This window comes from Enterobacter sp. MGH119, assembly GCF_001037675.1.
In the GTDB taxonomy this organism is placed as follows: Bacteria; Pseudomonadota; Gammaproteobacteria; order Enterobacterales; family Enterobacteriaceae; genus Enterobacter; species Enterobacter hormaechei_C.
The window spans coordinates 42,750-69,091 of record NZ_KQ089935.1 but is presented as its reverse complement, the minus strand read 5'-3'; the positions used below and the strand labels follow the sequence as shown (position 1 = coordinate 69,091).

Annotated in this window: 22 protein-coding genes and 1 pseudogene; 8 read left to right on the top strand and 15 right to left on the bottom strand. The window is 56.1% G+C overall.

Annotation, left to right across the window (positions count from 1 at the left end):
- Window positions 1–396 precede the first annotated feature (396 nt).
- The 3 genes from acs (at window position 397) to actP (ending at window position 4,398) form a co-directional block, all read left to right on the top strand.
- Window positions 397–2,355, top strand: a complete 1,959-nt coding sequence (gene acs, locus SK53_RS21025; RefSeq protein ID WP_048209960.1) for an acetate--CoA ligase — start codon at window positions 397–399, stop codon at window positions 2,353–2,355.
- 82 nt (window positions 2,356–2,437) lie between these two features.
- Window positions 2,438–2,752 carry a DUF485 domain-containing protein gene (locus tag SK53_RS21020; RefSeq protein ID WP_008503396.1) on the top strand — a complete coding sequence of 105 codons (315 nt, stop codon included), beginning with the start codon at window positions 2,438–2,440 and terminating at the stop codon, window positions 2,750–2,752.
- A complete protein-coding gene (actP, locus tag SK53_RS21015) occupies window positions 2,749–4,398 on the top strand; it encodes a cation/acetate symporter ActP (protein ID WP_008503395.1) in 1,650 nt (549 codons plus the stop codon). Before SK53_RS21020 ends, actP begins: the two co-directional genes overlap by 4 nt.
- Window positions 4,399–4,430: 32 nt before the next feature.
- Here the strand turns inward: actP and SK53_RS21010 are convergent, their stop codons facing one another.
- Together SK53_RS21010 and SK53_RS21005 are read right to left on the bottom strand one after the other, a co-directional pair.
- Window positions 4,431–5,120, bottom strand: a complete 690-nt coding sequence (locus SK53_RS21010) for an LrgB family protein (RefSeq protein ID WP_008503394.1) — start codon at window positions 5,118–5,120, stop codon at window positions 4,431–4,433.
- A complete protein-coding gene (locus SK53_RS21005) occupies window positions 5,113–5,523 on the bottom strand; it encodes a CidA/LrgA family protein (RefSeq protein WP_021242769.1) in 411 nt (136 codons plus the stop codon). The genes SK53_RS21010 and SK53_RS21005 overlap by 8 nt, the downstream gene beginning before the upstream one ends.
- A gap of 102 nt (window positions 5,524–5,625) precedes the next feature.
- Between SK53_RS21005 and SK53_RS21000 the strand changes: the two genes are divergently transcribed.
- A complete protein-coding gene (locus tag SK53_RS21000; protein ID WP_003860268.1) occupies window positions 5,626–6,507 on the top strand; it encodes a LysR family transcriptional regulator in 882 nt (293 codons plus the stop codon).
- A 59-nt stretch (window positions 6,508–6,566) separates the two neighbouring features.
- Here SK53_RS21000 and SK53_RS20995 read toward each other — a convergent pair whose 3' ends face one another.
- The 4 genes and pseudogenes from SK53_RS20995 to soxR all read right to left on the bottom strand — a co-directional run bounded on the left by SK53_RS20995 (window position 6,567) and on the right by soxR (window position 11,491).
- A complete protein-coding gene (locus SK53_RS20995) occupies window positions 6,567–8,213 on the bottom strand; it encodes a Na+/H+ antiporter (protein WP_048209959.1) in 1,647 nt (548 codons plus the stop codon).
- A 150-nt stretch (window positions 8,214–8,363) separates the two neighbouring features.
- The gene (ghxP, locus tag SK53_RS20990) at window positions 8,364–9,713 is read right to left on the bottom strand and encodes a guanine/hypoxanthine transporter GhxP (RefSeq protein ID WP_008503390.1); all 1,350 of its coding nucleotides are present in this window, start codon (window positions 9,711–9,713) and stop codon (window positions 8,364–8,366) included.
- Between the two features lie 294 nt (window positions 9,714–10,007).
- Window positions 10,008–10,679 carry a glutathione S-transferase family protein gene (locus SK53_RS20985; RefSeq protein WP_023324014.1) on the bottom strand — a complete coding sequence of 224 codons (672 nt, stop codon included), beginning with the start codon at window positions 10,677–10,679 and terminating at the stop codon, window positions 10,008–10,010.
- A gap of 353 nt (window positions 10,680–11,032) precedes the next feature.
- Window positions 11,033–11,491: pseudogene (soxR, locus tag SK53_RS20980) on the bottom strand (redox-sensitive transcriptional activator SoxR).
- 98 nt (window positions 11,492–11,589) lie between these two features.
- Between soxR and soxS the strand changes: the two are divergent.
- Window positions 11,590–11,916, top strand: coding sequence for a superoxide response transcriptional regulator SoxS (soxS, locus tag SK53_RS20975; protein ID WP_003860277.1), 327 nt, complete (start codon window positions 11,590–11,592; stop codon window positions 11,914–11,916).
- Between the two features lie 6 nt (window positions 11,917–11,922).
- Here the strand turns inward: soxS and SK53_RS20970 are convergent, their stop codons facing one another.
- Together SK53_RS20970 and SK53_RS20965 are read right to left on the bottom strand one after the other, a co-directional pair.
- Complete coding sequence (locus SK53_RS20970; RefSeq protein ID WP_003860279.1) at window positions 11,923–13,488, bottom strand: EAL domain-containing protein; 1,566 nt, start codon at window positions 13,486–13,488, stop codon at window positions 11,923–11,925.
- A gap of 265 nt (window positions 13,489–13,753) precedes the next feature.
- A complete protein-coding gene (locus SK53_RS20965; protein ID WP_048209958.1) occupies window positions 13,754–15,154 on the bottom strand; it encodes a sensor domain-containing diguanylate cyclase in 1,401 nt (466 codons plus the stop codon).
- A 443-nt stretch (window positions 15,155–15,597) separates the two neighbouring features.
- On the opposite strand from SK53_RS20965, the gene SK53_RS20960 reads away from it, so the two are divergent.
- Complete coding sequence (locus tag SK53_RS20960) at window positions 15,598–15,879, top strand: YjcB family protein (protein WP_003860282.1); 282 nt, start codon at window positions 15,598–15,600, stop codon at window positions 15,877–15,879.
- A 61-nt stretch (window positions 15,880–15,940) separates the two neighbouring features.
- Here the strand turns inward: SK53_RS20960 and ssb1 are convergent, their stop codons facing one another.
- A complete protein-coding gene (gene ssb1 / locus SK53_RS20955) occupies window positions 15,941–16,465 on the bottom strand; it encodes a single-stranded DNA-binding protein SSB1 (RefSeq protein WP_003860284.1) in 525 nt (174 codons plus the stop codon).
- A 251-nt stretch (window positions 16,466–16,716) separates the two neighbouring features.
- Between ssb1 and uvrA the strand changes: the two genes are divergently transcribed.
- Window positions 16,717–19,539, top strand: a complete 2,823-nt coding sequence (gene uvrA / locus SK53_RS20950) for an excinuclease ABC subunit UvrA (protein ID WP_003860287.1) — start codon at window positions 16,717–16,719, stop codon at window positions 19,537–19,539.
- A 3-nt stretch (window positions 19,540–19,542) separates the two neighbouring features.
- On the opposite strand, the gene SK53_RS20945 is transcribed toward uvrA, so the two are convergent.
- The 6 genes from SK53_RS20945 to dnaB all read right to left on the bottom strand — a co-directional run bounded on the left by SK53_RS20945 (window position 19,543) and on the right by dnaB (window position 25,212).
- Window positions 19,543–19,896 (bottom strand): MmcQ/YjbR family DNA-binding protein, encoded by a 354-nt coding sequence (locus SK53_RS20945; RefSeq protein WP_003860288.1) that lies wholly within the window; start codon window positions 19,894–19,896, stop codon window positions 19,543–19,545.
- Between the two features lie 2 nt (window positions 19,897–19,898).
- Window positions 19,899–20,315 carry a secondary thiamine-phosphate synthase enzyme YjbQ gene (locus tag SK53_RS20940; RefSeq protein WP_032672110.1) on the bottom strand — a complete coding sequence of 139 codons (417 nt, stop codon included), beginning with the start codon at window positions 20,313–20,315 and terminating at the stop codon, window positions 19,899–19,901.
- 112 nt (window positions 20,316–20,427) lie between these two features.
- Window positions 20,428–21,141 (bottom strand): acid phosphatase AphA, encoded by a 714-nt coding sequence (gene aphA, locus SK53_RS20935; protein WP_003860292.1) that lies wholly within the window; start codon window positions 21,139–21,141, stop codon window positions 20,428–20,430.
- 259 nt (window positions 21,142–21,400) lie between these two features.
- The gene (tyrB, locus tag SK53_RS20930) at window positions 21,401–22,594 is read right to left on the bottom strand and encodes an aromatic amino acid transaminase (protein ID WP_023315226.1); all 1,194 of its coding nucleotides are present in this window, start codon (window positions 22,592–22,594) and stop codon (window positions 21,401–21,403) included.
- A gap of 109 nt (window positions 22,595–22,703) precedes the next feature.
- The gene (alr, locus tag SK53_RS20925; RefSeq protein WP_003860296.1) at window positions 22,704–23,783 is read right to left on the bottom strand and encodes an alanine racemase; all 1,080 of its coding nucleotides are present in this window, start codon (window positions 23,781–23,783) and stop codon (window positions 22,704–22,706) included.
- A gap of 16 nt (window positions 23,784–23,799) precedes the next feature.
- Window positions 23,800–25,212, bottom strand: coding sequence for a replicative DNA helicase (gene dnaB, locus SK53_RS20920; RefSeq protein ID WP_003860298.1), 1,413 nt, complete (start codon window positions 25,210–25,212; stop codon window positions 23,800–23,802).
- A gap of 60 nt (window positions 25,213–25,272) precedes the next feature.
- Here dnaB and SK53_RS20915 point away from each other — a divergent pair, with 60 nt between their 5' ends.
- Window positions 25,273–26,256, top strand: a complete 984-nt coding sequence (locus SK53_RS20915) for a quinone oxidoreductase (protein WP_003860300.1) — start codon at window positions 25,273–25,275, stop codon at window positions 26,254–26,256.
- Window positions 26,257–26,342 lie beyond the last annotated feature (86 nt).

The following is a 26,342-nucleotide window of genomic DNA, read 5'->3' as shown; positions in this document are numbered from 1 at the left end:
CGCACCATCAAAACTGCATGAATATGGAGACATACTGAAAGGGTATGAATTGTGTTGCGTTGGTTTATGGGATTTTTTAACGCGCCGTATGAGTATCATTTGCACGGCATGCTGCGCAAGCCTTAAAGAACAAGGCATTTCACTGCAAAAAGTGTCATTGTCGGTAATTTATAGCAATTCGCATAAATAACCGTTTGTTATACAAAATATTTTCACTTCAAAAAAGTGAATAATTCTTCAGATGAATTATTTCCCTTCAAAGTTTCATTCGCTCAATTTTCATACTCTTCAGACATTGCGTGATCTGTCGCCCAAATACTAAACAAAGCTTGTAAAGCCCCTACTATTAACGTTTTTGCGACATATTATTAACATCTTACAAGGAGAAAAAAAGCCATGAGCCAAATACACAAACACGACATTCCCGCAAACATTGCGGACCGTTGCCTGATAAGTCCGGAGCAGTACCAGCAGAAATACCAGCAGTCCGTTTCCAGCCCTGACGCGTTCTGGGGTGAGCAGGGTCACATCCTCGACTGGATCAAACCTTATCAGAAGGTAAAGAACACCTCTTTCGCGCCGGGCAACGTCTCCATTAAATGGTATGAAGACGGCACGCTGAACCTGGCGGCGAACTGCCTGGACCGCCATCTTGCCGAACGCGGCAACGAAACGGCTATCATCTGGGAAGGCGACGATGCCTCTCAGAGTAAACACATCTCGTATAAAGAACTGCATCGCGACGTGTGCCGCTTTGCCAACGTGCTGCTGGCCCAGGGCATTAAAAAAGGCGATGTAGTGGCGATCTATATGCCAATGGTGCCGGAAGCGGCGGTGGCGATGCTGGCCTGCGCGCGCATCGGCGCGATCCACTCCGTTATCTTCGGCGGCTTCTCGCCGGAGGCGGTTGCCGGGCGTATTGTCGACTCAAATTCGAAGCTGGTGATCACCGCTGACGAGGGCGTGCGCGCCGGGCGCGGTATTCCGCTGAAGAAAAACGTTGATGAAGCGCTGAAAAACCCGAACGTGAAATCCATCAGTAACGTCATTGTCTTCAAACGCACGGGCGGCAAAATCGACTGGCACGAGGGGCGTGACCTGTGGTGGAGCGATCTGATTGAAAAAGCGAGCGACCAGCATCAGCCGGAAGAGATGAACGCGGAAGATCCGCTGTTTATTCTTTATACCTCCGGCTCCACCGGCAAGCCGAAAGGCGTGCTGCATACTACCGGCGGCTATCTGGTTTACGCGGCCACCACCTTTAAATACGTTTTCGACTACCATCCGGGCGACATCTACTGGTGTACCGCCGACGTGGGCTGGGTCACCGGCCACAGCTACCTGCTGTACGGCCCGCTGGCCTGCGGCGCAACGACGCTGATGTTTGAAGGCGTACCGAACTGGCCAACGCCGGCGCGTATGTGCCAGGTGGTTGATAAGCATCAGGTCAACATTCTCTACACCGCGCCAACGGCGATCCGCGCATTAATGGCGGAAGGCGATAAAGCCATCGAAGGCACGGACCGCTCTTCCCTGCGCATCCTCGGCTCCGTGGGCGAGCCGATCAACCCGGAAGCCTGGGAGTGGTACTGGAAGAAGATCGGCAACGAGAAGTGCCCGGTGATGGACACCTGGTGGCAGACCGAAACCGGCGGCTTTATGATCACCCCGATGCCGGGCGCCACGCAGCTGAAAGCCGGTTCGGCCACCCGTCCGTTCTTCGGGGTACAGCCTGCACTAGTGGATAACGAAGGCAATCCGCAGGAAGGCGCCACCGAGGGCAATCTGGTGATCGTCGATTCCTGGCCTGGCCAGGCGCGTACCCTGTTCGGCGACCACGAGCGGTTCGAGCAGACCTACTTCTCGACCTTCAAAAACATGTACTTCAGCGGCGACGGCGCGCGCCGGGATGAAGACGGTTATTACTGGATCACCGGACGCGTGGACGACGTGCTGAACGTCTCTGGCCACCGTCTGGGCACCGCGGAGATTGAATCGGCGCTGGTGTCGCATCCGAAGATTGCCGAAGCCGCCGTTGTCGGCATTCCGCACAACATCAAGGGCCAGGCAATTTACGCTTACGTCACCCTGAACCACGGGGAAGAGCCGTCGCCAGAGCTCTATGCTGAGGTGCGCAACTGGGTGCGTAAAGAGATTGGCCCGCTGGCGACGCCGGACGTGCTGCACTGGACCGACTCGCTGCCGAAAACCCGCTCCGGCAAAATCATGCGCCGTATCTTGCGCAAAATCGCGGCAGGGGACACCAGCAACCTCGGTGATACCTCAACGCTCGCGGATCCTGGCGTGGTGGAAAAACTGCTCGAAGAGAAGCAGGCCATCGCAATGCCTTCCTAGTGTTTTCTCCCTCTCCCCTCACCCTCTCCCCATAGGGGAGAGGGGATAAAAACAAACCAACCTTACCTTTGGAGACTCTGTGATGAATGACCATATTTGTCAGCAGATAGAGAATAGTGCGCACTACAGGGAGCTCGTCGATAAGCGGCAACGGTTTGCCTTCACCCTTTCCATCATCATGCTGATTATCTATGTCGGCTTTATTCTGCTGATCGCCTTTGCGCCGCACTGGCTGGGCACCCCGCTGCACGAGGGCACCAGCGTGACGCGCGGTATTCCCATTGGCATTGGCGTCATCGTGATTTCATTTGTGCTGACCGGCGTTTACGTCTGGCGCGCGAACGGTGAATTCGATCGCCTTAATAAAGCGGTACTGCAAGAGGTAAAAGCATCATGAAGAGAATTCTGACGGCGCTCGCCGCCACGCTTCCCTTTGCCGCCCACGCGGCAGATGCGATTACCGGCGAGGTACAGCGCCAGCCAACCAACTGGCAGGCGATTGTGATGTTCCTGATTTTCGTGGTGCTGACGCTGTATATCACTTACTGGGCGTCGAAACGCGTGCGCTCCCGTAACGATTACTACACCGCAGGCGGCAACATTACCGGCTTCCAGAACGGGCTGGCGATTGCGGGTGACTTTATGTCCGCCGCCTCGTTCCTCGGGATCTCCGCCCTGGTCTACACCTCCGGCTATGACGGCCTGATTTACTCCCTCGGCTTTCTCGTCGGCTGGCCGATCATTCTGTTCCTGATTGCCGAGCGCCTGCGCAATCTCGGCCGCTATACCTTCGCCGACGTGGCCTCCTATCGCCTGAAGCAGGGACCGATTCGCACCCTCTCCGCCTGCGGTTCGCTGGTGGTGGTGGCGCTGTATCTGATTGCGCAGATGGTGGGCGCGGGTAAATTGATCCAACTGCTGTTCGGCCTGAACTACCACATTGCGGTGGTGCTGGTGGGCGTACTGATGGTGATGTACGTGCTGTTCGGCGGCATGCTGGCGACGACCTGGGTGCAGATCATCAAAGCCGTGCTGCTGCTGTTTGGCGCCAGCTTTATGGCCTTTATGGTGATGAAGCACGTCGGGTTCAGCTTCAATAACCTGTTCACTGAAGCCATGGCGGTCCACCCGAAAGGGGAAGCCATCATGAGCCCGGGCGGGCTGGTGAAAGACCCGATATCGGCCCTGTCGCTCGGTCTGGGCCTGATGTTTGGCACGGCGGGTCTGCCGCATATCCTGATGCGCTTCTTCACCGTGAGCGACGCGCGTGAAGCGCGGAAGAGCGTCTTCTACGCGACCGGCTTCATGGGCTACTTCTATATCCTGACCTTTATCATCGGCTTTGGCGCGATCATGCTGGTGGGGGCAAACCCGGCGTTTAAAGACGCCGCGGGCGCGCTGATTGGCGGTAACAACATGGCGGCGGTGCATCTGGCCGACGCGGTGGGCGGCAACCTGTTCCTCGGCTTTATCTCCGCCGTGGCCTTCGCCACCATTCTTGCGGTGGTTGCGGGTTTAACGCTGGCCGGGGCGTCGGCGGTTTCGCATGACCTCTACGCCAACGTCTTCCGCAAAGGCGCGAGCGAGCGCGATGAGCTGAAGGTTTCTAAAATCACCGTGCTGGTGCTGGGCGTCGTGGCGATCCTGCTGGGCATTCTGTTCGAGAAGCAAAACATCGCCTTTATGGTGGGGCTGGCCTTCTCCATCGCGGCAAGCTGTAACTTCCCGATCATCCTGCTCTCCATGTACTGGTCGAAGCTGACCACCCGTGGCGCGATGATTGGCGGCTGGCTGGGGCTGCTGACGGCGGTGATCCTGATGATTCTGGGCCCGACGATCTGGGTGCAGATCCTCGGTCACGCCAGCGCCATCTTCCCGTATGAATATCCGGCGCTGTTCTCGATTGCCGTGGCGTTTATCGGTATCTGGGTCTTCTCGGCTACCGACAATTCGCCGGAAGGTAACCTGGAGCGCGAGAAATTCCGCGCCCAGTTTATTCGTTCACAAACCGGTCTTGGCGTTGAGCAGGGCCGCGCGCACTAAACCTTTCTCCCCGGCCATTCTGGCCGGGGAGCTTAAAACATCACCCACGCCACCAGCGGCGCAATCAGCACCATCACCACGCCTGACAGCATCATCACCAGGCTCGCGACAACCCCCTCCTGCTGGCCCAGCTCATAGGAGCGTGCCGTGCCCGCGCCGTGCGACGCCGCGCCAAACCCCGCGCCTTTGGCCATTCCTTCCCGAATAGAAAGCCGCAGAAAGAGCATATCGCCCACCGCCATCCCAAAGACGCCCGTCACCACCACAAACAGCGCCACCAGGTCCGGCTGTCCGCCGAGGGGTTTCGCCGCCGCGAGCGCAAACGGCGTGGTCACCGAGCGCACGGCCAGGCTGCGCTGAATTTCATCGGGCAGCGTAAACAGTCTCGCCAGCCAGACGGAGCTACAGACCGCGACCACCGTAGCGGTGATCACGCCTGCGCTGAGCGACATCCAGTGGCGCCTGATAATCGCCAGGTTGTCATAAACGGGCACGGCAAAGGCGATGGTCGCCGGGCCGAGCAGCCACAGCAGCCAGTGGGATTCACCAATGTAGTTCTGCCAGGAGATATGGCCGAAGACCAGCATCAGCACCAGCAGGATCGGCGTGAAGACCAGCGGCATCAGCGGCAGCGCATGAAACCGGCGATACAGCCGCTTGTTGGCAAAGTAGATCGCCAGCGTCGCGATCAGGCACAAGACGCTGATCTGAAAGTTAGTCATGTTTGTGCCTGCTGATTTCAAAGCGATACACTTTATCCACCACCCAGGCGGTCGCTCCCAGCACCATCAGCGTACTCAGCGCAATCACCGCGAAGATGCGCCAGCCGTCCACCATCAGCAGCTGCGCATAGTTCACCACCGCCACCACGGCAGGCACAAAGAACAGCAGCATCTCCGCCAGCAGCCAGCGCGCCCCGGCACGCACCCAGTTAAGGGGGATCACGCGACAGAGGATGAGCGTCAACATCAGCAGCATCCCCACCAGGTTGGCAGGCAGCGGCAGGTGGAGCCAGCCGACAAGATATTCGGCGAAAACAAACAGTCCCGCGTAGAGCAGTACCTGAACCGGGACCTGGAGTCGTTGCACAACGGCAGGCGTAACACGGCTTAACGCCACGGCCATGGGGGTTTTCCTCAAAAATGAGACGAGGCGCCAGTATAGTGAGCGCACGGTATGGACTGAAATGAATTAAAATCATCACAGGTATAGTTTCGAGGAATAATCATGGACATAAGAACGCTGCGCTATTTTGTCGAGGTGGTTCGCCAGCAAAGTTTTACTCGCGCAGCGGAGAAGTTATTCGTAACCCAGCCGACCATCAGCAAGATGCTGAAAAACCTCGAAGATGAGCTGAACTGTACGCTGCTGATCCGCGACGGGCGCAAGCTACTGCTGACCGATACCGGTCGCGTAGTGTTCGAGCGCGGGCTGGCCATTCTGGCAGAGTTCCGCCAGCTGGAGGCCGAGCTTGGGGACATCAACCACCTGACAAAAGGGCTGCTGCGGCTCGGTATTCCGCCGATGGTCGGCATGATGATGGCCGGGCCGATAAGCCTGTTTCGTCAGCGCTATCCCGGCGTTGAGCTAAAAATTTCTGAATTTGGCGGCCTGACCGTGCAGCAGGCGGTGATGAACGGTGAACTGGACGTGGCCATGACGGCCCTTCCCGTAGAGGAGGAAAGCGGCCTGGCGACGCTGCCGCTGTTCAGCCACCCGCTGTGCGTGCTGGTGCCGCGCTCCGGCGACTGGCTGAAGATAGACTCAGTAAAACCCGAGCTGCTCGGCGAACACCCTCTGCTGATTTACAACGAAGATTTTGCCTTAAGCCGCCAGCTGATGGCGCTGTTTAACCAGCACAACGTAAAGCCGCGCATTGCGGTGCGCAGCGGCCAGTGGGATTTTCTGGCGGCGATGGTACAGGCGGGCGTGGGGATTGCCATTCTGCCGCAGCCGATCTGCGAGCGGCTGGATAAAAACACGCTGCGCTGGATCCCGCTGGAGAGCGACCTGCACTGGCAGCTGGGGATGATCTGGCGTGAAGGGGTCTATCTGTCGCACAGCGCGCAGGCGTGGTTGCAATGCTGTGAGGGGTTTTGGGTGCCCTGACCCCTCACCCCAACCCCTCTCCCCATAGGGCGAGGGCTAGGGTGAGGGGGCAAAGCGCGCTACTGATTCTCTATCAACAACGCTTCCAGCAGGTCCAGATCGTGCAGCAGCTTTTGCAGCGTCTCGTTACTGATCTGCCGCGTCGCGCGCAGGTGATACAGCTCGGCACGCTCGGAGCGCAGCGCCGCCAGGCGGAAACGGCGTTCGAGGTTCTCTTCCTGCAACGAACTTTCCACGTCGTTACGTCCGTCAGCACGGCGACGCAAATTACCAATCACGCGTGAACTGACTTCCTTCAGCAGCTGGTTATCAATGTTCTCTTCGGCATCGGCGGCCAGACGCTCCTCCATTTTCTCGATGGCGACAATCGCCACTTCCGCCGTCGCCGCACGGGCAATCCGCTCTTCTTTGTGCTGCTGCGAGGAGTCACCCGCGTCAATATGTTGCAGCAGAATCGGCAGCATAATCACGCCGACAAACAGCGAGAAGAGGATCACGCCCGCCGCCAGGAACACCAGCTCGTAGCGCGCCGGGAAGACGTCGCCCGTCGGCAGAAGCAGGGGAATGGAGAGTACACCAGCAAGGGTGATCGCCCCGCGAACGCCCGCGAAAGAGGCAATCAGCAGCTCGCGCGTGGTCCACGAGCCAAACTCCATCGGCTTTTTGGTCAGGAAGCGAACGCTGAATTTCTTCATCGTCCACAGCCAGCCGAAACGTACCAGCATCAGCGCAAGGTAGATGAGTACGATATCGGTAAATAGCATCCAGACTTCAACGTTTGGATCCGCTTCGGCCGCAATCAGCGAGGATTCCATAATGCCCGGCAGTTGCAGGCCCAACAGCAGGAACACCATGCCGTTAAAGACAAACTCGAGCATCGCCCAGGTACTGTTTGCACGCAGGCGCATCGCCAGCGGTGCGCGGCGCATCACGCCGGAGCGGGTGATGGTCATCCCCGCAGCTACCGCCGCCAGAATGCCCGACACGCCGATATGTTCGGCAATCAGGTAAGAGGCGAACGGCAGCAGGAACAGCAGGACGATCTGCGTCGCCGGTTCATCACCACCCCAGCGGCTAAGGAAGCGCAGCGAGCGTCCGTACAGCCAGCTCACTACGAAGCCCGCGAGAATACCGCCGATGGCTACCTTAAAGAACTCCAGCGTCGCGCCGCCGACGGTAAAGACCATCGTGCCCATCGCAACGGCCACGGCAAACTTCAGGGCAACCAGGCCGGAGGCGTCATTCATCAGCGCCTCACCCTGTAAAATCCCCATGATTTTCTTCGGAATGCGGCCTTCGCCCACAATGCCGGACAGCGCCACGGCATCGGTTGGCGACAGCACGGCGGCCAGCGCAAAGGCAGGAATTAACGGGATACCCGGTACCGTCCAGTAGATCAGGAAACCAATCCCGACGACGGTGACCACCACCAGCGCAAGCGCCAGGCCGAAGATCTCTCGCCCGTGCTCAAGGAACTCGCGCGTGGGCGTTTTCCAGCCATCGGCAAACAGCAGTGGCGGGATGAACAGCACGAGGAACAGTTCGGGGTCAAATTCCACGTGCAGGCCAAACGTCGGCCACGCCAGCAGCGCGCCGATGGCAATTTGCATTAATGGCAGGGGGACCTGAAAGGGCAGTACGCGTGTAACCACCCCGGATAGCGAGACCACAAGGGTCATGATGAGTATTGTGAAGAAGATTTCCATGCGTTCCCTGTTTGCTGTGTTGCTTATGTACTCCGGAAGGCGTCGTGCCTTTTATTCTATCTTCCCCAGAGTAACGCAAAAGGCAACAGGATGAGTCCTGAAAATAAAAACGGGCGGCCTGAGCCACCCGTTTTCGCATCAAAGGACAACTCAGATTGCCCAGCCGCCCGCGTAAAACGCCACCAGCGCAACGGCAATCACAACGGTGCCAACGTTCAGCTTGCGCCATTCACCGGAGACCAGACGACCAATCACCAGCGACGCGAAGCCGATCATAATGCCGGTCACGATGTTACAGGTCAGTACGATGAAGACCGCGGTAATCAGGCCAGACATCGCGTCAACGAAATCCGCAAAGTCGATTTTCGCCACGTTGCTCAGCATCAGCAGGCCAACGTACATCAGCGCTGGCGCGGTCGCGTACGCCGGAACCAGATAGGAGAGCGGGGAGAGGAACAGGATCAGCATGAACAGCACGCCCACGGTGATCGCCGTCAGGCCGGTTTTACCGCCCGCCGCCGTACCCGCTGCGGACTCGATGTACACCGCCGCAGGCGCTGCGCCCACCAGGCCCGAGAAGACGCTGCTCAGGGAGTCCGTAGTCAGCGCTTTGCCGCCGTCAATAATCTGACCGTCTTTATCCAGCAGGTTCGCCTGACCGGCCACCGCACGAATGGTACCGGTCGCGTCAAACACGGCGGTCATCACCAGCGCCAGCACGCTTGGCAGGATCACCGGGTTGAGCGCGCCAACGATATCGAGGCTGCCAATCAGGGAGTTGCCTTTGTCATCGCTCAGCGACGGCATGGCGAAAATACCGGAGAAGTGGACGTTCGGATCGAAAATCAGGCCCACAATGGACACGCCGATAATAGTCAGCAGAATGCCGCCCGGGACTTTCAGTTTTTCCAGACCGATAATCACCGCCAGGCCGATCAGCGACATGATCACCGGGAAGCTGGCGAAGTGGCCCAGCGCAACCGGCAGGCCGTCCAGCGGGTTCTTGATAACCAGACCGACGCCATTGGCGGCGATCAGCAGCAGGAAAAGGCCGATGCCGATGCCGGTACCGTGCGCCACGCCCTGCGGCAGGTTGCGCAAGATCCAGCTACGGATGCCGGTCGCTGAAATAACGGTAAACAGCACACCCATCAGGAACACGGCGCCCAGCGCAACCGGTACGCTGATGTGCTGGCCCAGTACCAGGCTGAACGCGGTAAACGCGGTCAGAGAGATGGCGCAACCAATCGCCAGCGGCAGGTTCGCCCACAGGCCCATCACGATAGAGCCCACGCCGGCCACAAGGCAGGTCGCCACAAAGACAGCCGCTGGCGGGAAGCCCGCTTTGCCCAGCATACCCGGCACAACGATGACGGAATAAACCATCGCCAGAAACGTTGTCAAACCGGCAACGATTTCCTGGCGCACGGTGCTGCCGCGGGCCGAAATTTTAAACATGGCGTCAAGTGAACCGCCAGTACGCGCAGATGGCGTAGACATAGAAAACATCCCCTGAGAGTTTTTTAGGAAGTCCGTAAGCGAGGTGGAGACGCCACTGCCAGCTAAACGTCAAATCCTTGTGTTGCGTTTGCGACGAAAGGGCGTCACAGAAAAAGCAAACGTTTAGCTCCGCGCTTACAAACGGGTGGTCAAATTAAGGCAAACGATTATCTAGCCTAATACCCGCCCTTTTCAACTGAACTTTCTCGTTTTTCGCTAAAATTGCCTCATGACGATGAAGAATTAAGCAGAGGATGCGCAAACGTTATCGTCCATGCGCAATTTCGTTAAATTTCATCCCTCGCCGGGGATCGTCAGCGGGCCGCCTTTCGCAAGCGTTGTCTGCCAGCCCGGACGTGCCTCCACTCTCTGTTTCCACGCCGCTATGTGGTCGAGATTGTCGATGCCGCCTCTCGCCAGCAGGGCGAAGAGGGGAAAACTCATCTGGATATCAGCCATGGTCAGCGTGTCGCCGGCAAACCAGCTGTTTTCGGCAAGATGATCGTTAATAAAGCGCGCATGCGTTTCCAGCTGGCGGTTGAGATACGCTTTTTGCACCCCCTGCCCCAGCGCCTTACCCAGCGTGCGCAGGCCAAACGGGACGGGTGGTTTGCCGAGGCTGTTAAACACCAGCTTCATTAACAGTAGCGGCATCAAAGACCCTTCGGCGTAATGCAGCCAGAAGCGATACTGCACTTTATGGGCGGGATCTAACGGTTTGAATCGTGACGCCGAATCGTACGTTTCCTGAAGATATTCCAGAATTGCACCTGATTCGGCCAGAACCAGTCCGTTATCTTCGAGTACCGGGGATTTTCCCAGCGGATGCACTTTTTTGAGCGAGTCTGGCGCGAGCATGGTTTTTTCGCGCTGGTAGCGCACGATGTCGTACGTCAGATCCAGCTCTTCCAGCGCCCAGAGGACACGATGTGAACGAGACTGATTAAGGTGGTGGACCGTTAGCATGATGTTCTCCGATGATTCATACTTTTTAACTATAGAAAACTGAACAACTTCACGAAAAAAATTCGGCTAAAATCTCACCGTCTCCGGTGGCAAAAACGGCGGCCGGGCATAAAATTAAAGTGTCAGTACAAACCGGAACCTCCTTCACAAGCTCGACACGAGGGGTACTGATGTCGGGGGAAACCCTCCCGTGAGCCAGCGGGATAGAGAGAAAGACAAAGACCGGAAAAAACTAAAGCGCCCTTAGTGGCGCTTTAGTTCTTTATGTTTGTTGCCGGGTGGCGGCTGCGCCTTACCCGGCCTACAAAACCGAGAGCGTAGGCCGGGTAAGCGAAGCACCCGGCAAACACCTCTCAATCCTCCTCCAGCAACCGTGCCCCTGTTCCCTGCTCGCCCAGCCTGTCACCCGGGTTACGCAGCGGGCAATCGCTACGTGATAAACACCCGCAACCAATGCAGCCATCCAGTTCATCGCGCAGGGCCACCAGCGTGTGAATACGACGATCCAGTTCTTCTCGCCACTGGGACGACAGCTGCTTTCACTCTTTCGCGCTCAGTGAGTGCCCTTCCGGCAATACGCCGAACGCGTCACCAATGGTGGCCAGAGGAATGCCGATACGTTGTGCAATTTTGATAATCGCCACGTAGCGGAGCACATCGCGCGTATAGCGCCGCTGGTTTCCGGCGTTACGGATACTTTTTATTAACCCTTTGCTTTCATAGAAGTGGAGCGCCGACACCGCCACACCGCTTCGCTTAGCCACTTCACCGGGGGTTAACAGTGCTTTGATGCGCGGTAATCTCTTTTCCATAAAACCTCTTTACCTCAAGTTAACTTGAGGAATTATACTCCCCCGCAGAGAAAACGACGAATTAATCAGGACAGATGTCTCCACAGAGGGGTAACCTTATGTCGCATCAGCAAATTATTCAGACGCTTATTGAATGGATTGATGAACATATCGACCAGCCGTTGAACATTGATGTGGTCGCTAAGAAGTCGGGCTATTCGAAATGGTATTTACAGAGAATGTTCCGCACCGTAATGCATCAAACGCTGGGTGATTACATTCGCCAGCGCAGGCTCCTGCTGGCGGCGCAGGCGTTACGCTCAACGCAGCGGCCCATTTTTGATATCGCAATGGATCTGGGCTATGTGTCGCAGCAGACCTTTTCCCGCGTCTTCCGCCGCGAGTTTGACCGTACGCCGAGCGACTACCGCCATCAGCTCAATTAATGCGTGTTAACGCAAGGGTTGCTGCTGCCAGGCCATAAATGCCTGGGGCGGCATCGCTTTCGCAAAGTGCCATCCCTGACAATACTGTACGCCACGCTTCAGCAGCCAGCTCACCTGCTCCCCCGTCTCGACCCCTTCCGCAATGGTTTTCAGCCGCAGGCTTTGCGCCATCTCAATGATGTGCTCGGCAATCAGGTGGCTGGTGCTGTTGGTGGTTAAGGTATCGATAAAGGATTTGTCGATTTTCAGGATATCGACGTTCAGCGAATAGAGGTTATGCAGGTTAGAGTAGCCGGTTCCGAAATCATCAATCGCCACTTCATACCCCGCCTGACGAAACGCCTGAATGACCGGCGTGGTTTTCGGCACGTCAATAAACCCCCGCTCCGTCACCTCAATTTTGATCTGCTGCGCGCGAACCGAGTAAAAGCGGGCTTTGTCGGAGATCAGGGCGATAAGACGTGAAGAGTGGAAATCTGACGCCGACAGGTTAATCGAGACATACAGATCGGGATGAGCGGCAAGAAAATGCCCCAGATCGCTGAACACCTCCTCCACGACGTAATCCGTAATGCGCTCAATCATCCCCTCTTTTTCTGCCAGGGGAATAAATTCCGCCGGGCTCATAACCTGACCGTTGAATCCAGGCCAGCGCAACAACGCCTCTGCCCCCACGCACTGGTTATTTTTAATATCAATGATGGGCTGATAATGGACGCACAGCTGGCGTTTATTCAGCGCCCGGTGCAGAAGTCGGCCAGGCGAATTGAATTCACGGTGTGTACGCGACCACACCAGCAGAATAATAATGCTGCAAATTATCCCTAGCGGTAGCGTCAGGGTAGCCTGATGATAAAGCGTTTTATAAAAACGGGCACTGGAGGTTGAAACGATGGCCGCAATGGGCCGCTGCTCTGATTTTACGATCGTATAAAAACGGTCATCTTTCTGAAAAGTCGTTTCCTGATGTCGAAGCATCGAATGCAATAAAGAAATATTGGCTTTCTGGCTCACAGAAAAGAATGCATTGCTGACGGTGTCATACACTCCCCACGACAGGGAACGATCGTCTGACATCACCTCACTGTACGAAAGCGGGTTGACCACTGCGACATAATTTCCGCGCTGCATATATATCATTTTATAACCATTAAAAAATGGTGTATCGCGAAAATAATAGATAGCAACGTCGGGTTTACGTGTGTAATTGGCAGCGGGGATGATGTAAGGATGCTCCGGCGTAAAAAGGGTCGAGCAGAGAAAGTCCTGGCCATCAGCATAAATTAAATCGGCAACAAAAAGGCGACCGCGGGAAACGTTCAACATATATTGACGATGCTCCGGCGTACACACTTTGCCCTGATATTTTTCCGCGTCTTTCCGGGCCAGGTCAACCTGTTGAATAACCCGTTCAGTTTTATTTAAAGCAAGTTCAGCAAACGTGCGCAGCTGGGCGCTGATTTCCGACACTGCACTAAGCTGGGCAAACCATAGCGCAAGCATCACCGGCAGCATAACTACCATGATAATCCCGACCACTTTGAGCATTTTGCGCCGCGCGCTACGATTCATTTCCCGCTCTGTATCCCTGCATGTTGTACGCCTGTAGCAATGAAGACCGGCTGCTTTGATAAACAGGTGATTACGTTGCATGAATCATAGGAAGTTAGCAACTGACTTTTGGTATTAAAAATCCTAAAATTCGTGATGCCGATAATATTTTCCCGTAAGCCAAACTAAAAGTATTCATTTCGTTTCTGATAAGGAAAATAATTACCCGCGACAGGTGTGGAAAATTCGCTGGCTGAAATAGCCTGCTCTTTGTTCTTATGCTGATTTATAAATAATCAGACGCCAGGACCGTTTTTCCTCTTCCCGTACGCTTGGCGTCATATAATGCCTTATCGGCACGCATCAGTATGGCAGAAGTATCTCGTTGCCCCTGACAGACTTCAACCACCCCGGCGCTGAAGGAGAGTACCAGCGTTTTATCGCCCACACGCAGCGGTTTTGAGATCAGCCCGGCACGCAGGCGAGAAGAGAGCAACGTAGCGGCCATACCATCCGTACGCGCCAGCAGAAGAACAAACTCTTCGCCCCCCACCCGTCCCAGCGCTGACCCGGCCGGGCTCACCTCGCGAATACGGTCGCAAAAGTGAATCAATGCCGCATCGCCAACCTGATGTCCCCACCGATCGTTAATCTGCTTGAAATAATCGAGATCGAACATCAGGAGACAGAAGTGGCTACTGACATCCTGCGGCGAACTGGCTGCCAGCGCCATTTTGAGCTGCTGTAAGATTGTCGAGCGATTCAGACAGCCCGTCAGATCGTCCGTGGTGGCTTTGACGGTCAGCTGCTGTTCTGCTTTTTTACGTTCGGTGATATCCAGGCCAATATTGAGAATGGAGTTATCCGGCAAAAGGATGTTTGACCAGAGAATCGTTAACTGCGTCCCGTCTTTACGCACCGGGTGCCATTCGTACATATCCTTAAGTGGTGCGAAACGAACCGACTCCTGCACGCGCTGTCGCTCCTCGGGATCCGGATAAAACAGGGCCAGCGGATCGGGGTGCTCGTCGATTTCAGTCATACTCCAGCCAAAGACTTTTTCGCATTCGGCATTCCACAATACACACCGGTTATGCCTGTCAAAGGCGTTCATTAATACCGGCGCACGCTCAAATAAGGTTTTATATTGTGTGACGACGCGCTGCATTTCTTGCGCCGTTTTTTCCCGCACGATGATGTCATCAAAATAATCTTTTAGCTTCTCAACCAATACCACCACGATATTTTTCAGTATCGGCAACGAGGTAAGTTTTCCATTAAAAGCCAAAAAGAAATAACCACTGCACTGTCTGCCATGCGCTGAGAGTTTACACAGGACGCCGCTTTGCAGCCGCGCATAGCCCGGGTGCTGAGGGGAAAATACCGCCCGGCCAATATGCGCTTTCCAGTAGATAACCCGCCAGGCGCGGTGATGCCGCTGCAACAGGGTGCTGGCAAGAAAATCCGCCACGTTGAAGGCGTGACACGTCACGTCGCCGGCACAAACCACGCGCGGGCCGTCTGCGGATTCGACACTGACCCACGAGAGATTTGCCCCCAAAGCGCTGTTGATGGTTTCCAGCATTTCAACCGGCGAACACTGCGCGTTGAGTTGCGGCATCAGCTTCGCCAGGGCGTGCAGCGCCTGCATGCTGTCGTTAATAATCTCGCGTCTTTGTTCTTTCATTATCTTTTCGCAGGTCATTAATCGAGAGAGCAACCGCAATAACTCATATCTGAATAAAAGAATAAGACCACGAAATCAAAGAGCATGCTGAGTGTAAAACAAAGAATATAAAATCCAAAAAAGACAATTAATTCAATGCGATGAATTATTTCTGCGGGTACATTTATTGTTCCACACAAGCATAATCCATAGACATACTGCTGTAAACGCTATACAGCCGAAGGTGTTTTGCAAAGGTTTTGCTATCTGAATGAATTAAAAATAAAAATTCCGACCAGACGCGGATACGAGCGACGACGATATATTTTCCCTGGTAATAAACCCACTTTTACCTCACGCGGATACTGGCTAATAAAACAGCAAATGTGATATAGTTCACACATCTTATGTAACGAGAAACATTGTTTCATTCCAGTTCGTCTGTTTTGTCGAGGATGAGTTTTATGGCAACCATTACCACCAGCATGGTGCTCCTGCGCTGGCCGTTGTTGAGCGCGGTTTTGATGTTCCTGGCCAGCACGTTAAACATTCAGTTCCGAAAGTCCGACTACGCAGGTCTTGCTGTGATTAGCACCCTGTTAGGGTTAGGCGCCGCATGCTGGTTCGCAACAGGTTTGCTCGGTATTACGCTGGTGGATATAGCCGCCGTCTGGGAAAACATTAAAGTGGTGATGGTTGAAGCCATGAGCCACACCCCGCCAGACTGGCCGATGGTGATTACCTGATAGCCTGTTATAAAAAAACCCAGACATTATCTGGGTTTTTTGTGTTTCACGCGTCTGGATATCAGAACGGGATATCGTCGTCGAAATCCATTGGCGGTTCGTTAGACGGTGCCGGAGCAGACTGCTGCTGCGGACGGGACTGCGCGCCGCCGCTAAACTGATTGCCGCCCTGCGGCTGCTGAGGCTGGCCCCAACCGCCCTGCTGCTGGCCGCCACCTGCCGGTGCGCCGCCGCCCTGACGGCCACCCAGCATCTGCATGGTGCCGCCAACATTCACCACCACTTCCGTGGTGTATTTTTCCTGACCGGATTGATCGGTCCATTTGCGGGTACGCAGTTGGCCTTCAATGTAAACCTGAGAGCCTTTACGCAGATACTCACCGGCCACTTCAGCCAGTTTGCCAAACAGCACAACGCGGTGCCATTCGGTCTGCTCTTTCATTTCACCGGTCGCTTTATCACGCCAGGATTCGGAAGTAGCCAGCGTAATGTTGGCAACTGCGCCACCACTCGGCATGTAGCGTACTTCCGGGTCCTGGCCCAGATTACCGACGAGAATCACCTTGTTTACGCCTCTGCTGGCCATGTTCGTGTCTCCTGAATACGTTTCTTAATAGTGTAAACGCGCGAGTGTACCATTTCCATGCGACACTTTGATAGTTGCGTAGCATGTTCCAGAGTTCTCTCGCGGACTCGACATTGTTACACAGTGAATCAGAAAATGCATTCCAATACTGTATATTCAAACAGGTCATTTTGTGTCATAATTAGCCGTTTCTGACAGCCGTTTGTCCTTCAAACAAATCAGGCAATCCGTGTTCCAACCGGGAAAGGTGAATGGATAAGATCGAAGTTCGGGGCGCCCGCACCCACAATCTCAAGAATATCAACCTCATAATCCCTCGCGACAAACTCATCGTCGTGACCGGGCTTTCGGGGTCTGGCAAATCCTCACTGGCTTTCGACACTTTGTATGCCGAAGGACAGCGTCGTTACGTTGAATCGCTCTCGGCGTACGCGCGTCAGTTCCTGTCGCTGATGGAAAAACCGGATGTCGACCACATTGAAGGGTTGTCTCCTGCTATCTCCATTGAGCAGAAATCCACGTCGCATAACCCGCGATCCACGGTCGGTACCATTACCGAAATCCATGACTACCTGCGTCTGCTGTATGCGCGCGTGGGCGAGCCGCGCTGCCCGGATCACGACGTTCCGCTGGCGGCCCAGACCGTCAGCCAGATGGTGGATAACGTGCTGTCGCAGCCGGAAGGCAAACGCCTGATGCTGCTGGCGCCAATCATTAAAGAGCGTAAGGGCGAACACACTAAAACGCTGGAAAATCTGGCAAGCCAGGGCTATATCCGCGCCCGTATCGACGGCGAAGTGTGTGACCTGTCCGATCCGCCAAAGCTGGAGCTGCAAAAGAAACACACCATCGAAGTGGTGATTGACCGGTTTAAGGTACGTGAAGATCTGGCGACGCGTCTGGCGGAATCCTTTGAAACGGCGCTGGAACTGTCGGGCGGCACGGCGGTGGTGTCAGACATGGACGATGCAAAAGCGGAAGAGCTGCTCTTCTCCGCCAACTTTGCCTGCCCGATTTGCGGCTACAGCATGCGCGAGCTGGAACCGCGCCTGTTCTCGTTCAACAACCCGGCGGGCGCGTGCCCGACCTGTGACGGCTTGGGCGTTCAGCAGTATTTCGACCCTGACCGCGTGATCCAGAATCCGGAGCTGTCGCTGGCGGGTGGCGCCATTCGCGGCTGGGACAAGCGTAACTTCTATTACTTCCAGATGCTGAAGTCGCTGGCGGAGCACTACAAGTTCGACGTTGAAGCCCCGTGGGCCAGCCTGAGCGCGAACGTACATAAAGTGATCCTGTTCGGTTCCGGCAAAGAGAACATTGAGTTCAAGTACATGAACGATCGCGGTGACACTTCCGTGCGTCGCCACCCGTTCGAAGGGGTGCTGCACAACATGGAGCGCCGCTACAAAGAGACCGAATCCAGCGCGGTGCGTGAGGAGCTGGCGAAGTTCATCAGCAACCGCTCCTGCGCCACCTGCGAGGGCACGCGCCTGCGTCGCGAAGCGCGTCACGTGTTTGTCGAAAACACGGCGCTGCCGACCATCTCAGACATGAGCATCGGCCACGCGATGGACTTCTTCAACAACCTGAAGCTCTCCGGCCAGCGCGCGAAAATCGCTGAAAAAGTGCTGAAAGAGATCGGCGATCGCCTCAAGTTCCTCGTGAACGTTGGCCTGAACTACCTGACGCTTTCCCGCTCGGCTGAAACGCTCTCCGGCGGTGAAGCCCAGCGTATCCGTCTGGCGAGCCAGATTGGCGCAGGCTTAGTCGGCGTGATGTACGTACTGGATGAGCCGTCTATCGGCCTACACCAGCGCGACAACGAACGCCTGCTCGGCACGCTGGTTCACCTGCGTAACCTTGGCAACACTGTGATTGTGGTTGAGCACGACGAAGACGCCATTCGCGCCGCTGACCACGTGATCGACATCGGCCCGGGCGCTGGCGTGCACGGCGGACAGGTGGTGGCAGAAGGGACGCTGAAAGACATTATGGCGGTGCCCGAGTCGCTGACCGGCCAGTACATGAGCGGCAAGCGCAAAATTGAAGTACCAAAACAGCGCGTGGCGGCGAACCCGGAAAAAGTGCTGAAGCTAACCGGGGCGCGCGGCAACAACCTGAAGGACGTGACCCTGACGCTGCCTGTCGGGCTGTTCACCTGCATCACCGGCGTGTCCGGTTCCGGTAAATCGACGCTTATCAACGATACGCTGTTCCCGATTGCGCAGACGGCGCTGAACGGCGCGACGCTGGCTGAACCTGCACCGTACCGCGACATTCAGGGGCTGGAGCATTTCGACAAGGTTATCGACATCGACCAGAGCCCGATTGGCCGTACGCCGCGTTCCAACCCGGCGACCTATACCGGCGTCTTTACGCCCGTACGTGAACTCTTTGCCGGCGTGCCGGAAGCGCGTTCGCGCGGCTACACGCCAGGACGTTTCAGCTTTAACGTGCGCGGCGGCCGTTGTGAAGCGTGCCAGGGCGACGGCGTAATCAAGGTTGAGATGCACTTCCTGCCGGATATCTACGTGCCGTGCGACCAGTGCAAAGGCAAGCGCTATAACCGTGAAACGCTGGAGATTAAGTACAAAGGCAAGACCATCCACGAAGTGCTGGATATGACCATCGAAGAGGCGCGCGAGTTCTTTGACGCCGTCCCTGCGCTGGCGCGTAAGCTGCAAACCCTGATGGATGTGGGTCTGACCTATATCCGTCTGGGGCAGTCAGCGACAACGCTGTCCGGCGGTGAAGCGCAGCGCGTGAAGCTGGCGCGTGAGCTGTCCAAACGCGGTACCGGTCAGACGCTGTACATTCTGGACGAGCCGACCACCGGCCTGCATTTTGCGGATATCCAGCAGCTGCTGGACGTGCTGCACCAGCTGCGCGATCAGGGCAACACCATCGTGGTGATTGAGCACAACCTGGACGTGATTAAAACCGCGGACTGGATTGTCGATCTCGGCCCGGAAGGCGGCAGCGGCGGCGGTGAAATCCTCGTCTCCGGTACGCCAGAGACCGTTGCAGAGTGCGAAGCCTCGCACACCGCGCGCTTCCTCAAACCGTTGCTGTAATCGTTACACGGAGAGCTGCTGTCGGATCGTTTCCGGCAGCAGTTCAACCGCCTGTTGATACGACGCATCCACCAGGTAGTAAATTTGCGAATCTGGCAGCGAGCCGTCGAGAAACACCGTACTCCAGTGTGCTTTATTCAGATGCTTGCTAGGCCTGACATCATCGTGCTGCTGGCGCAGTAAGTCGGCCAGTTCAGGACTGGTTTTCAGTGATGCCGCTGGCCGCGCATCCACCTCTTTCACCATCGCGAACAACACATCCCCCACTTTGATCTGCGTGGCTTTCCAGTCGCTGTGTACGCTTTGTTCCGCCCCCGGCTTGCTCATGCAGTACTGAAGTATCTCCGAAATTGTCATCTTTATTCCCCTTGTAGCGTTGCGATAATTTTACGCGAACCACCGTGAATGCGATGTTCTCCCAGCCAGATCCCCTGCCACGTTCCCAGCTGTAGCCGTCCGTTGTGGACCGGCAGCATCAACGAGACGCCCAGCAAAGAGGATTTGATGTGTGAGGGCATATCATCCGCCCCCTCGTAATCATGCTCATACGGGGCGTTGTCCGGGACGGTTTTCAGAAAATGCCGCTCCATATCAGACCGGACGGTGGGATCGCAATTTTCATTGAGCGTGAGAGAAGCAGACGTGTGCTGAAGCAGCAGATGCAGCAAACCCGTTTTGACGCGCGACAGGTCGCGGATTTGCCCGATGACTTCGTCCGTCACAAGGTGAAATCCGCGTGGTTTTGCGCTTAAGGTCAGGGTCTGTTGATACCACATGTGCTGCTCCATTATGAAAGGTGAATCTTTCTAAGTGTGCAGCAAGAAAGCGAAAGGTAAAACCCGCGCAGCGAGATTTGCTTAAAAAAGCATTCACCCCGCCGTTAATGCATCAGTATTCAGAGTTAACGATCACCTCTTCACCAAATTTTCCGGCCATCGGCAGCGGTCGGTAGGTGGAGTTCGAGGCGCGTAACACCCTGATGCCTCTGGCTCCCACGTCGTGCGCCGCGGTGATGTCGTTATCTGAATCCCCGTAGAACACTTTGATATTTTTCTTTTCCAGCCACTGGGTTTTGGTGTTTTGCCCTTCCTGGTCCCCGGCAAAAATGACCGGATTCATGCTGGCCGCCGGGATCAGAAAATCATCCTGTAGCGTTTTCGAGACGGTTTCGGTTTTGGTCTGGCTACGTCCGGTCACGAAGTAAATGCTGTCGCCGCGCTTTACGTGCATGGCGATCAGCGCGCGGGCAACCTCTTTCGGGATACTGAACTCATCCCAGCCGTTGTTCATCTTTTCCCAGAATTCCGGGTTTTTCAGATAGGCTTCGCTGTCCGGGGAGTACGTTTTTTTGCCGCGCCAGAAACCGGGGCTGGAGAAGAGAACGGTATCGTCAATATCGAAGCCCACGGCCATCGGCGGGCGACCCGTCAGGCTGTTTTCAATTTGTGCCACTGAAACCCAGTGAATGGGGGCCTGTTCGGCAAGAATGGCGGCGGTGGTGCCGGTGTAAAGCGGCGTGGGTGCAGAAGCCCGCGCAACAACGGTACTATTAAGCGAGAACAATAAGCAGGCGGCGCTGAGCGCCAGTGTGATCTTGCGCATATTTTCCCCTGAATATTCAGTTTGTTATCTTTTTATTTTGAGCGGATGGTCAAAAAACTATCCGACCATAACCCCAGCGGGAGGGGAAGGAAAGGGGTTTTTACTTATGAAGCGGAATAAAAAGAAGACGATCACAAAGTGTGGATGAGTAATGTAGGCCCGGTAAGGCGCAGCCGCCACCGGGCAAGATTTTCTGCGGCCTGATGCCCTCACCCCAGCCCTCTCCCACAGGGAGAGGGAGATAATAAGTAGTGAGTACTTACATCACAGCTGCAAACGCCTGCGCCACGCGCTGGACGTTGCTGGCATTCAGACCCGCCACGCACATACGGCCGCTGGCGATCAGGTAGACACCGAACTCTTCACGCAGGCGATCGACCTGCGCTGCGCTCAGTCCGGTGTAGCTGAACATCCCGCGCTGCTTGAGAAGATAATCAAAGTTATGCCCAGGCACGGCCTCTTTCAGGACGTTAACCAGCTCCTGACGCATCGACAGGATGCGCTTACGCATCGCTTCTACTTCGGCAAGCCAGGACGATTTCAGTGTTTCGTCACCGAGAACTGTCGCCACCACCTGCGCACCAAAGTTCGGCGGGCTGGAGTAGATCCGGCGGACCGTCGCTTTCAGCTGGCCGAGTACGCGTCCCGCGGCTTCAGCGTCTTCACACACCACGGACAGACCGCCAACGCGCTCGCCGTACAGGGAGAAGATTTTTGAGAAGGAGTTGCTGACCAGAGCGGGAAGCCCCGCGCTGGCAATCGCGCGAATGGCGTAGGCGTCTTCCTCCATGCCCGCGCCAAAGCCCTGATAGGCGATGTCGAGGAACGGGATCAGGTTACGCGCCTTCAGTATCTCGATCACCGCATCCCACTGGGCATTGGTGAGGTCCGCACCCGTCGGGTTATGGCAGCACGGATGCAGCAATACGATGCTGCGCTCCGGCAGGGTGTTCAGTTTTTCCAGCAGCGCATCAACGCGCACGCCGTTCGTTTCGCTGTCGAACCACGGATAGGTTTCAACCTTAAAGCCCGCGCCCTCGAAGATCGCAACGTGGTTTTCCCACGTCGGGTCGCTGACCCACACGCCGGAATCCGGGAAGTACTTTTTCAGGAAATCTGCGCCTACCTTCAGCGCACCCGAGCCACCCAGCGTCTGGATAGTCGCTACGCGCTTTTGCGCGAGCACCGCGTGGTCCGCACCAAACAGCAGCGGCGCGATAGTGTTGCGGTAGGTGTTTAATCCTTCCATCGGCAGATAAAGCGAAGCACCGTGCGGGGTTGCGTTAAGACGCGCTTCAGCTTCAGCAACGGCTTTCAACTGAGGAATGATGCCGTCTTCGTTGTAGTAAAGACCAATGCTGAGGTTCACTTTGTCGCTGCGAGGATCTTCTTTGAAACGCTCCATCAAGGAGAGGATAGGGTCGCCGGCGTAGGCGTCTACTTTCTGAAACACGCGATGTTCTCCGGATTATTATGAGGCAGGGAATTCAACAATAAACCGGAAGCGGAAGAAGATCGAGGGGATGTTAACAGCAGCGGGATGCACCGCATCCCGCTCATGCTTAGTCGACGTATTTCATCGCGACCCTTGAGGTAAGACGCGTGATAAGTTCGTAAGCACTCACTTTTGTTATTTCAGCAATACGTTCTACCGGCAGGCCTTCGCCCCACATCACCGCATCGTCCCCCGCTTTATCCTGCGCGTCGGGCCCCAGATCAACACAAATCATGTCCATCGCCACGCGGCCGACAATCTTCACTTCACGACCGTTGACCAGCACCGGCGTGCCCGTTGGTGCGGCGCGGGGATAGCCGTCACCGTAGCCCATCGCCACCACGCCAAGACGGGTATCGCGCTCGCTGATCCAGGTGCCGCCGTAACCTACCGGCTCTCCCGCTTTGTGCTCACGCACGGCAATCAGCTTTGAAACCAGCGACATCACCGGCTTAAAGCCAAAGTCCGGCCCCCAGGGTTTGTTCTCCAGTGGCGATACGCCGTAAAGAATGATGCCCGGACGCGCCCAGTCGAAGTGCGACTGCGGCCACAGCAGAATACCGCCGGATGCCGCGATCGAGCGCATCCCCGGTTTGCCTTCGCAGAAGGTGTTGAAGATATCAAGCTGCTGTTCCGTTGCGCCGCATTCAGGCTCATCGGCGCGGGCAAAGTGGCTGACGATGTTCACCGGCTGACGCACATTTTTGCACTGACACAGACGCTGATAAAACGCCTCCGCGCTTTCCGGCCGCACGCCCAGACGGTGCATGCCCGTGTCGAGCTTCATCCAGACGGTGACCGGCTCGCTCAGTTCGGCCGTTTCCAGCGCGGCCAGCTGTTCTTCGTTATGCACCGCCGTGTGCAGGTGCTGATCGGCAATGGTCGGCAGGTCCGAGGCTTCAAAAAAGCCTTCGAGGAGCAGAATCGGTTGCGTAATTCCACCTGCGCGCAGGCGGAGAGCTTCTTCGAGACGGGCGACGCCAAAAGCGTCGGCATCGGGGAGCGTTCGCGCGGTCTCAAGAAGACCGTGTCCGTAAGCGTTCGCTTTCACGACTGCAACGAGCTTACTGGCGGGCGCCAGTTCTCGCAGACGTTGCAGGTTGTGTCGCAGAGCGCGGCGGTTAATAACAACAGTTGCCGCTTGCATTTGAATTCCTTAGAAATTACTCATCATCATATTGAGGACCGGCATAGTTGTCGAAACGCGACCACTGGCCGTTAAAGGTCAGACGTACCGTACCGATGGGGCCGTTACGTTGCTTACCAATAATAATTTCGGCGATCCCTTTCAGGTCGCTGTTCTCGTGATAAACCTCATCACGGTAGATGAACATGATTAAGTCGGCATCCTGCTCGATGGAGCCGGATTCACGCAGGTCGGAGTTGACCGGGCGCTTGTCTGCACGTTGTTCCAGAGAGCGGTTAAGCTGCGACAGCGCCACCACCGGCACGTGCAGCTCTTTGGCTAACGCCTTGAGCGAGCGCGAAATCTCGGCAATCTCCAGCGTACGGTTGTCGGAAAGCGACGGAACGCGCATCAGCTGAAGGTAGTCGATCATGATGAGACCGATGCCACCGTGTTCACGGGCGATACGGCGCGCGCGGGAGCGCACTTCCGTCGGCGTCAGGCCGGAGGAGTCATCAATATAGATGTTCCGTTTTTCCAGCAAAATCCCCATGGTGCCGGAGATCCGCGCCCAGTCCTCATCGTCCAGCTGACCGGTACGGATGCGGGTCTGATCCACGCGCGACAGGGACGCCAGAGAACGCATCATGATCTGTTCAGAGGGCATCTCCAGACTGAAGATAAGCACCGGCTTATCCTGCAACATCGCCGCGTTTTCGACGAGGTTCATTGCAAATGTCGTTTTACCCATCGACGGACGTGCGGCCACGATAATCAAATCCGACGGCTGAAGACCTGCCGTTTTCTTGTTGAGATCGTCATAACCGGTGTTCACCCCCGTCACGCCATCGTGCGGCTGCTGGAAAAGCTGCTCAATACGTGCGACGGTGGCGTCGAGCACATCGGCGATGTTTTTCGGGCCTTCGTCTTTATTCGCACGGCTTTCGGCGATTTTAAAGACGCGGGATTCCGCCAGGTCGAGCAGATCTTCGCTGGTGCGCCCCTGGGGATCGAAACCGGCCTCGGCGATCTCATTCGCCACCGAGATCATCTCGCGGACAACGGCACGTTCACGAACTATATCAGCGTAAGCGCTGATGTTCGCGGCACTTGGCGTGTTTTTTGACAGTTCTGCCAGATAGGCAAATCCGCCGACGCTGTCGAGCTGTCCCAGACGCTCCAGCGATTCTGCGAGCGTAATCAGGTCGATCGGGCTGCCCGACTCCTGCAAACGCGCCATTTCCGTAAAGATGTGGCGGTGCGGGCGGGTATAGAAGTCTTCCGCGACAACGCGCTCGGCGACGTCGTCCCAGCGTTCGTTATCCAGCATTAAACCGCCCAACACCGACTGTTCCGCTTCAATCGAGTGCGGCGGGACTTTTAACCCGGCGACCTGATAATCACGCTCACGAGGTTCAGTCTGTTTGTTGAAGGGTTTGTTTCCTGCCATAGTGAATGGAGTTACCGAGATAAAGAGTGGGTCGAAAGATTACCACATTCTGGAGGAAGCATGGCAACACGTATTGAATTTCACAAGCATGGTGGCCCTGACGTACTCAAAGCGGTGGAATTTACCCCCGCTGCGCCTGGCGAGAACGAAATCCAGGTGGAAAACAAAGCTATCGGCATTAACTACATCGATACCTATATTCGCGGCGGCCTCTATCCGCCTCCGTCGATGCCGAGCGGGCTGGGCACAGAGGCGGCCGGCATCGTCAGCAAAGTGGGCAGCGCGGTTAAGCACATTAAGGAAGGCGATCGCGTGGTGTACGCGCAGTCGGCGCTGGGCGCTTACAGCTCCATCCATAACGTTCCGGCCGAGAAAGCGGCGCTTCTGCCAAATGCGATCGGCTTCGAGCAGGCTGCCGCCTCATTCCTGAAAGGGCTGACGGTCTATTATCTGCTGCGTAAAACCTACGAAATTAAGCCTGACGAGCAATTCCTGTTTCACGCAGCCGCAGGTGGCGTGGGGCTGATTGCCTGCCAGTGGGCGAAAGCCCTGGGCGCGAAGCTGATCGGCACCACAGGCAGCGCGCAAAAAGCGCAGCGTGCGCTGGACGCGGGCGCATGGCAGGTGATCAACTACCGGGAAGAGAGCATCGTTGAGCGGCTAAAAGAGATCACTGGCGGCAAAAAGGTCCGCGTGGTGTATGACTCGGTGGGGAAAGACACCTGGGAATCTTCGCTGGACTGCCTGCAACGTCGCGGGCTGATGGTGAGCTTCGGTAACGCCTCCGGGGCTGTCACCGGGGTGAACCTGGGCATTCTGAATCAGAAAGGATCACTGTACGTCACTCGCCCTTCCCTGCAAGGTTACATCACCAACCGGGAAGAACTCGAGGAAGCCAGCAACGAGCTGTTCTCGCTGATCGCCAGCGGGGTGATTAAAGTGGATGTGGCAGAGGCGCAGAAATATCCGCTGACCGATGCGCAACGTGCGCATGAGGTGCTGGAGAGCCGGGCAACGCAGGGGTCGAGTCTGTTAATTCCCTGAGCCATAAAAAGAAATTGGGCTTCCCGTGGGAAGCCCTTTCTTTTTTTAGTTCGGCTGTATGTAGGGTACAGCTCGATGAATTCTTT

Coding starts and splice junctions, on each gene's coding strand:
- actP (WP_008503395.1), top strand. CDS start 2,749: ATGAAGAGAATTCTGACGGCGCTCGCCGCCACGCTTCCCTTTGCCGCC.
- SK53_RS20985 (WP_023324014.1), bottom strand. CDS start 10,679: ATGCTAACGGTCCACCACCTTAATCAGTCTCGTTCACATCGTGTCCTC.
- SK53_RS21010 (WP_008503394.1), bottom strand. CDS start 5,120: ATGACTAACTTTCAGATCAGCGTCTTGTGCCTGATCGCGACGCTGGCG.
- SK53_RS21020 (WP_008503396.1), top strand. CDS start 2,438: ATGAATGACCATATTTGTCAGCAGATAGAGAATAGTGCGCACTACAGG.
- soxS (WP_003860277.1), top strand. CDS start 11,590: ATGTCGCATCAGCAAATTATTCAGACGCTTATTGAATGGATTGATGAA.
- SK53_RS20995 (WP_048209959.1), bottom strand. CDS start 8,213: ATGGAAATCTTCTTCACAATACTCATCATGACCCTTGTGGTCTCGCTA.
- SK53_RS20970 (WP_003860279.1), bottom strand. CDS start 13,488: ATGAATCGTAGCGCGCGGCGCAAAATGCTCAAAGTGGTCGGGATTATC.
- ghxP (WP_008503390.1), bottom strand. CDS start 9,713: ATGTCTACGCCATCTGCGCGTACTGGCGGTTCACTTGACGCCATGTTT.
- SK53_RS20965 (WP_048209958.1), bottom strand. CDS start 15,154: ATGAAAGAACAAAGACGCGAGATTATTAACGACAGCATGCAGGCGCTG.
- dnaB (WP_003860298.1), bottom strand. CDS start 25,212: ATGGCAGGAAACAAACCCTTCAACAAACAGACTGAACCTCGTGAGCGT.
- SK53_RS20945 (WP_003860288.1), bottom strand. CDS start 19,896: ATGACAATTTCGGAGATACTTCAGTACTGCATGAGCAAGCCGGGGGCG.
- SK53_RS21000 (WP_003860268.1), top strand. CDS start 5,626: ATGGACATAAGAACGCTGCGCTATTTTGTCGAGGTGGTTCGCCAGCAA.
- uvrA (WP_003860287.1), top strand. CDS start 16,717: ATGGATAAGATCGAAGTTCGGGGCGCCCGCACCCACAATCTCAAGAAT.
- ssb1 (WP_003860284.1), bottom strand. CDS start 16,465: ATGGCCAGCAGAGGCGTAAACAAGGTGATTCTCGTCGGTAATCTGGGC.
- SK53_RS20915 (WP_003860300.1), top strand. CDS start 25,273: ATGGCAACACGTATTGAATTTCACAAGCATGGTGGCCCTGACGTACTC.
- SK53_RS20940 (WP_032672110.1), bottom strand. CDS start 20,315: ATGTGGTATCAACAGACCCTGACCTTAAGCGCAAAACCACGCGGATTT.
- alr (WP_003860296.1), bottom strand. CDS start 23,783: ATGCAAGCGGCAACTGTTGTTATTAACCGCCGCGCTCTGCGACACAAC.
- acs (WP_048209960.1), top strand. CDS start 397: ATGAGCCAAATACACAAACACGACATTCCCGCAAACATTGCGGACCGT.
- aphA (WP_003860292.1), bottom strand. CDS start 21,141: ATGCGCAAGATCACACTGGCGCTCAGCGCCGCCTGCTTATTGTTCTCG.
- SK53_RS20960 (WP_003860282.1), top strand. CDS start 15,598: ATGGCAACCATTACCACCAGCATGGTGCTCCTGCGCTGGCCGTTGTTG.
- SK53_RS21005 (WP_021242769.1), bottom strand. CDS start 5,523: ATGGCCGTGGCGTTAAGCCGTGTTACGCCTGCCGTTGTGCAACGACTC.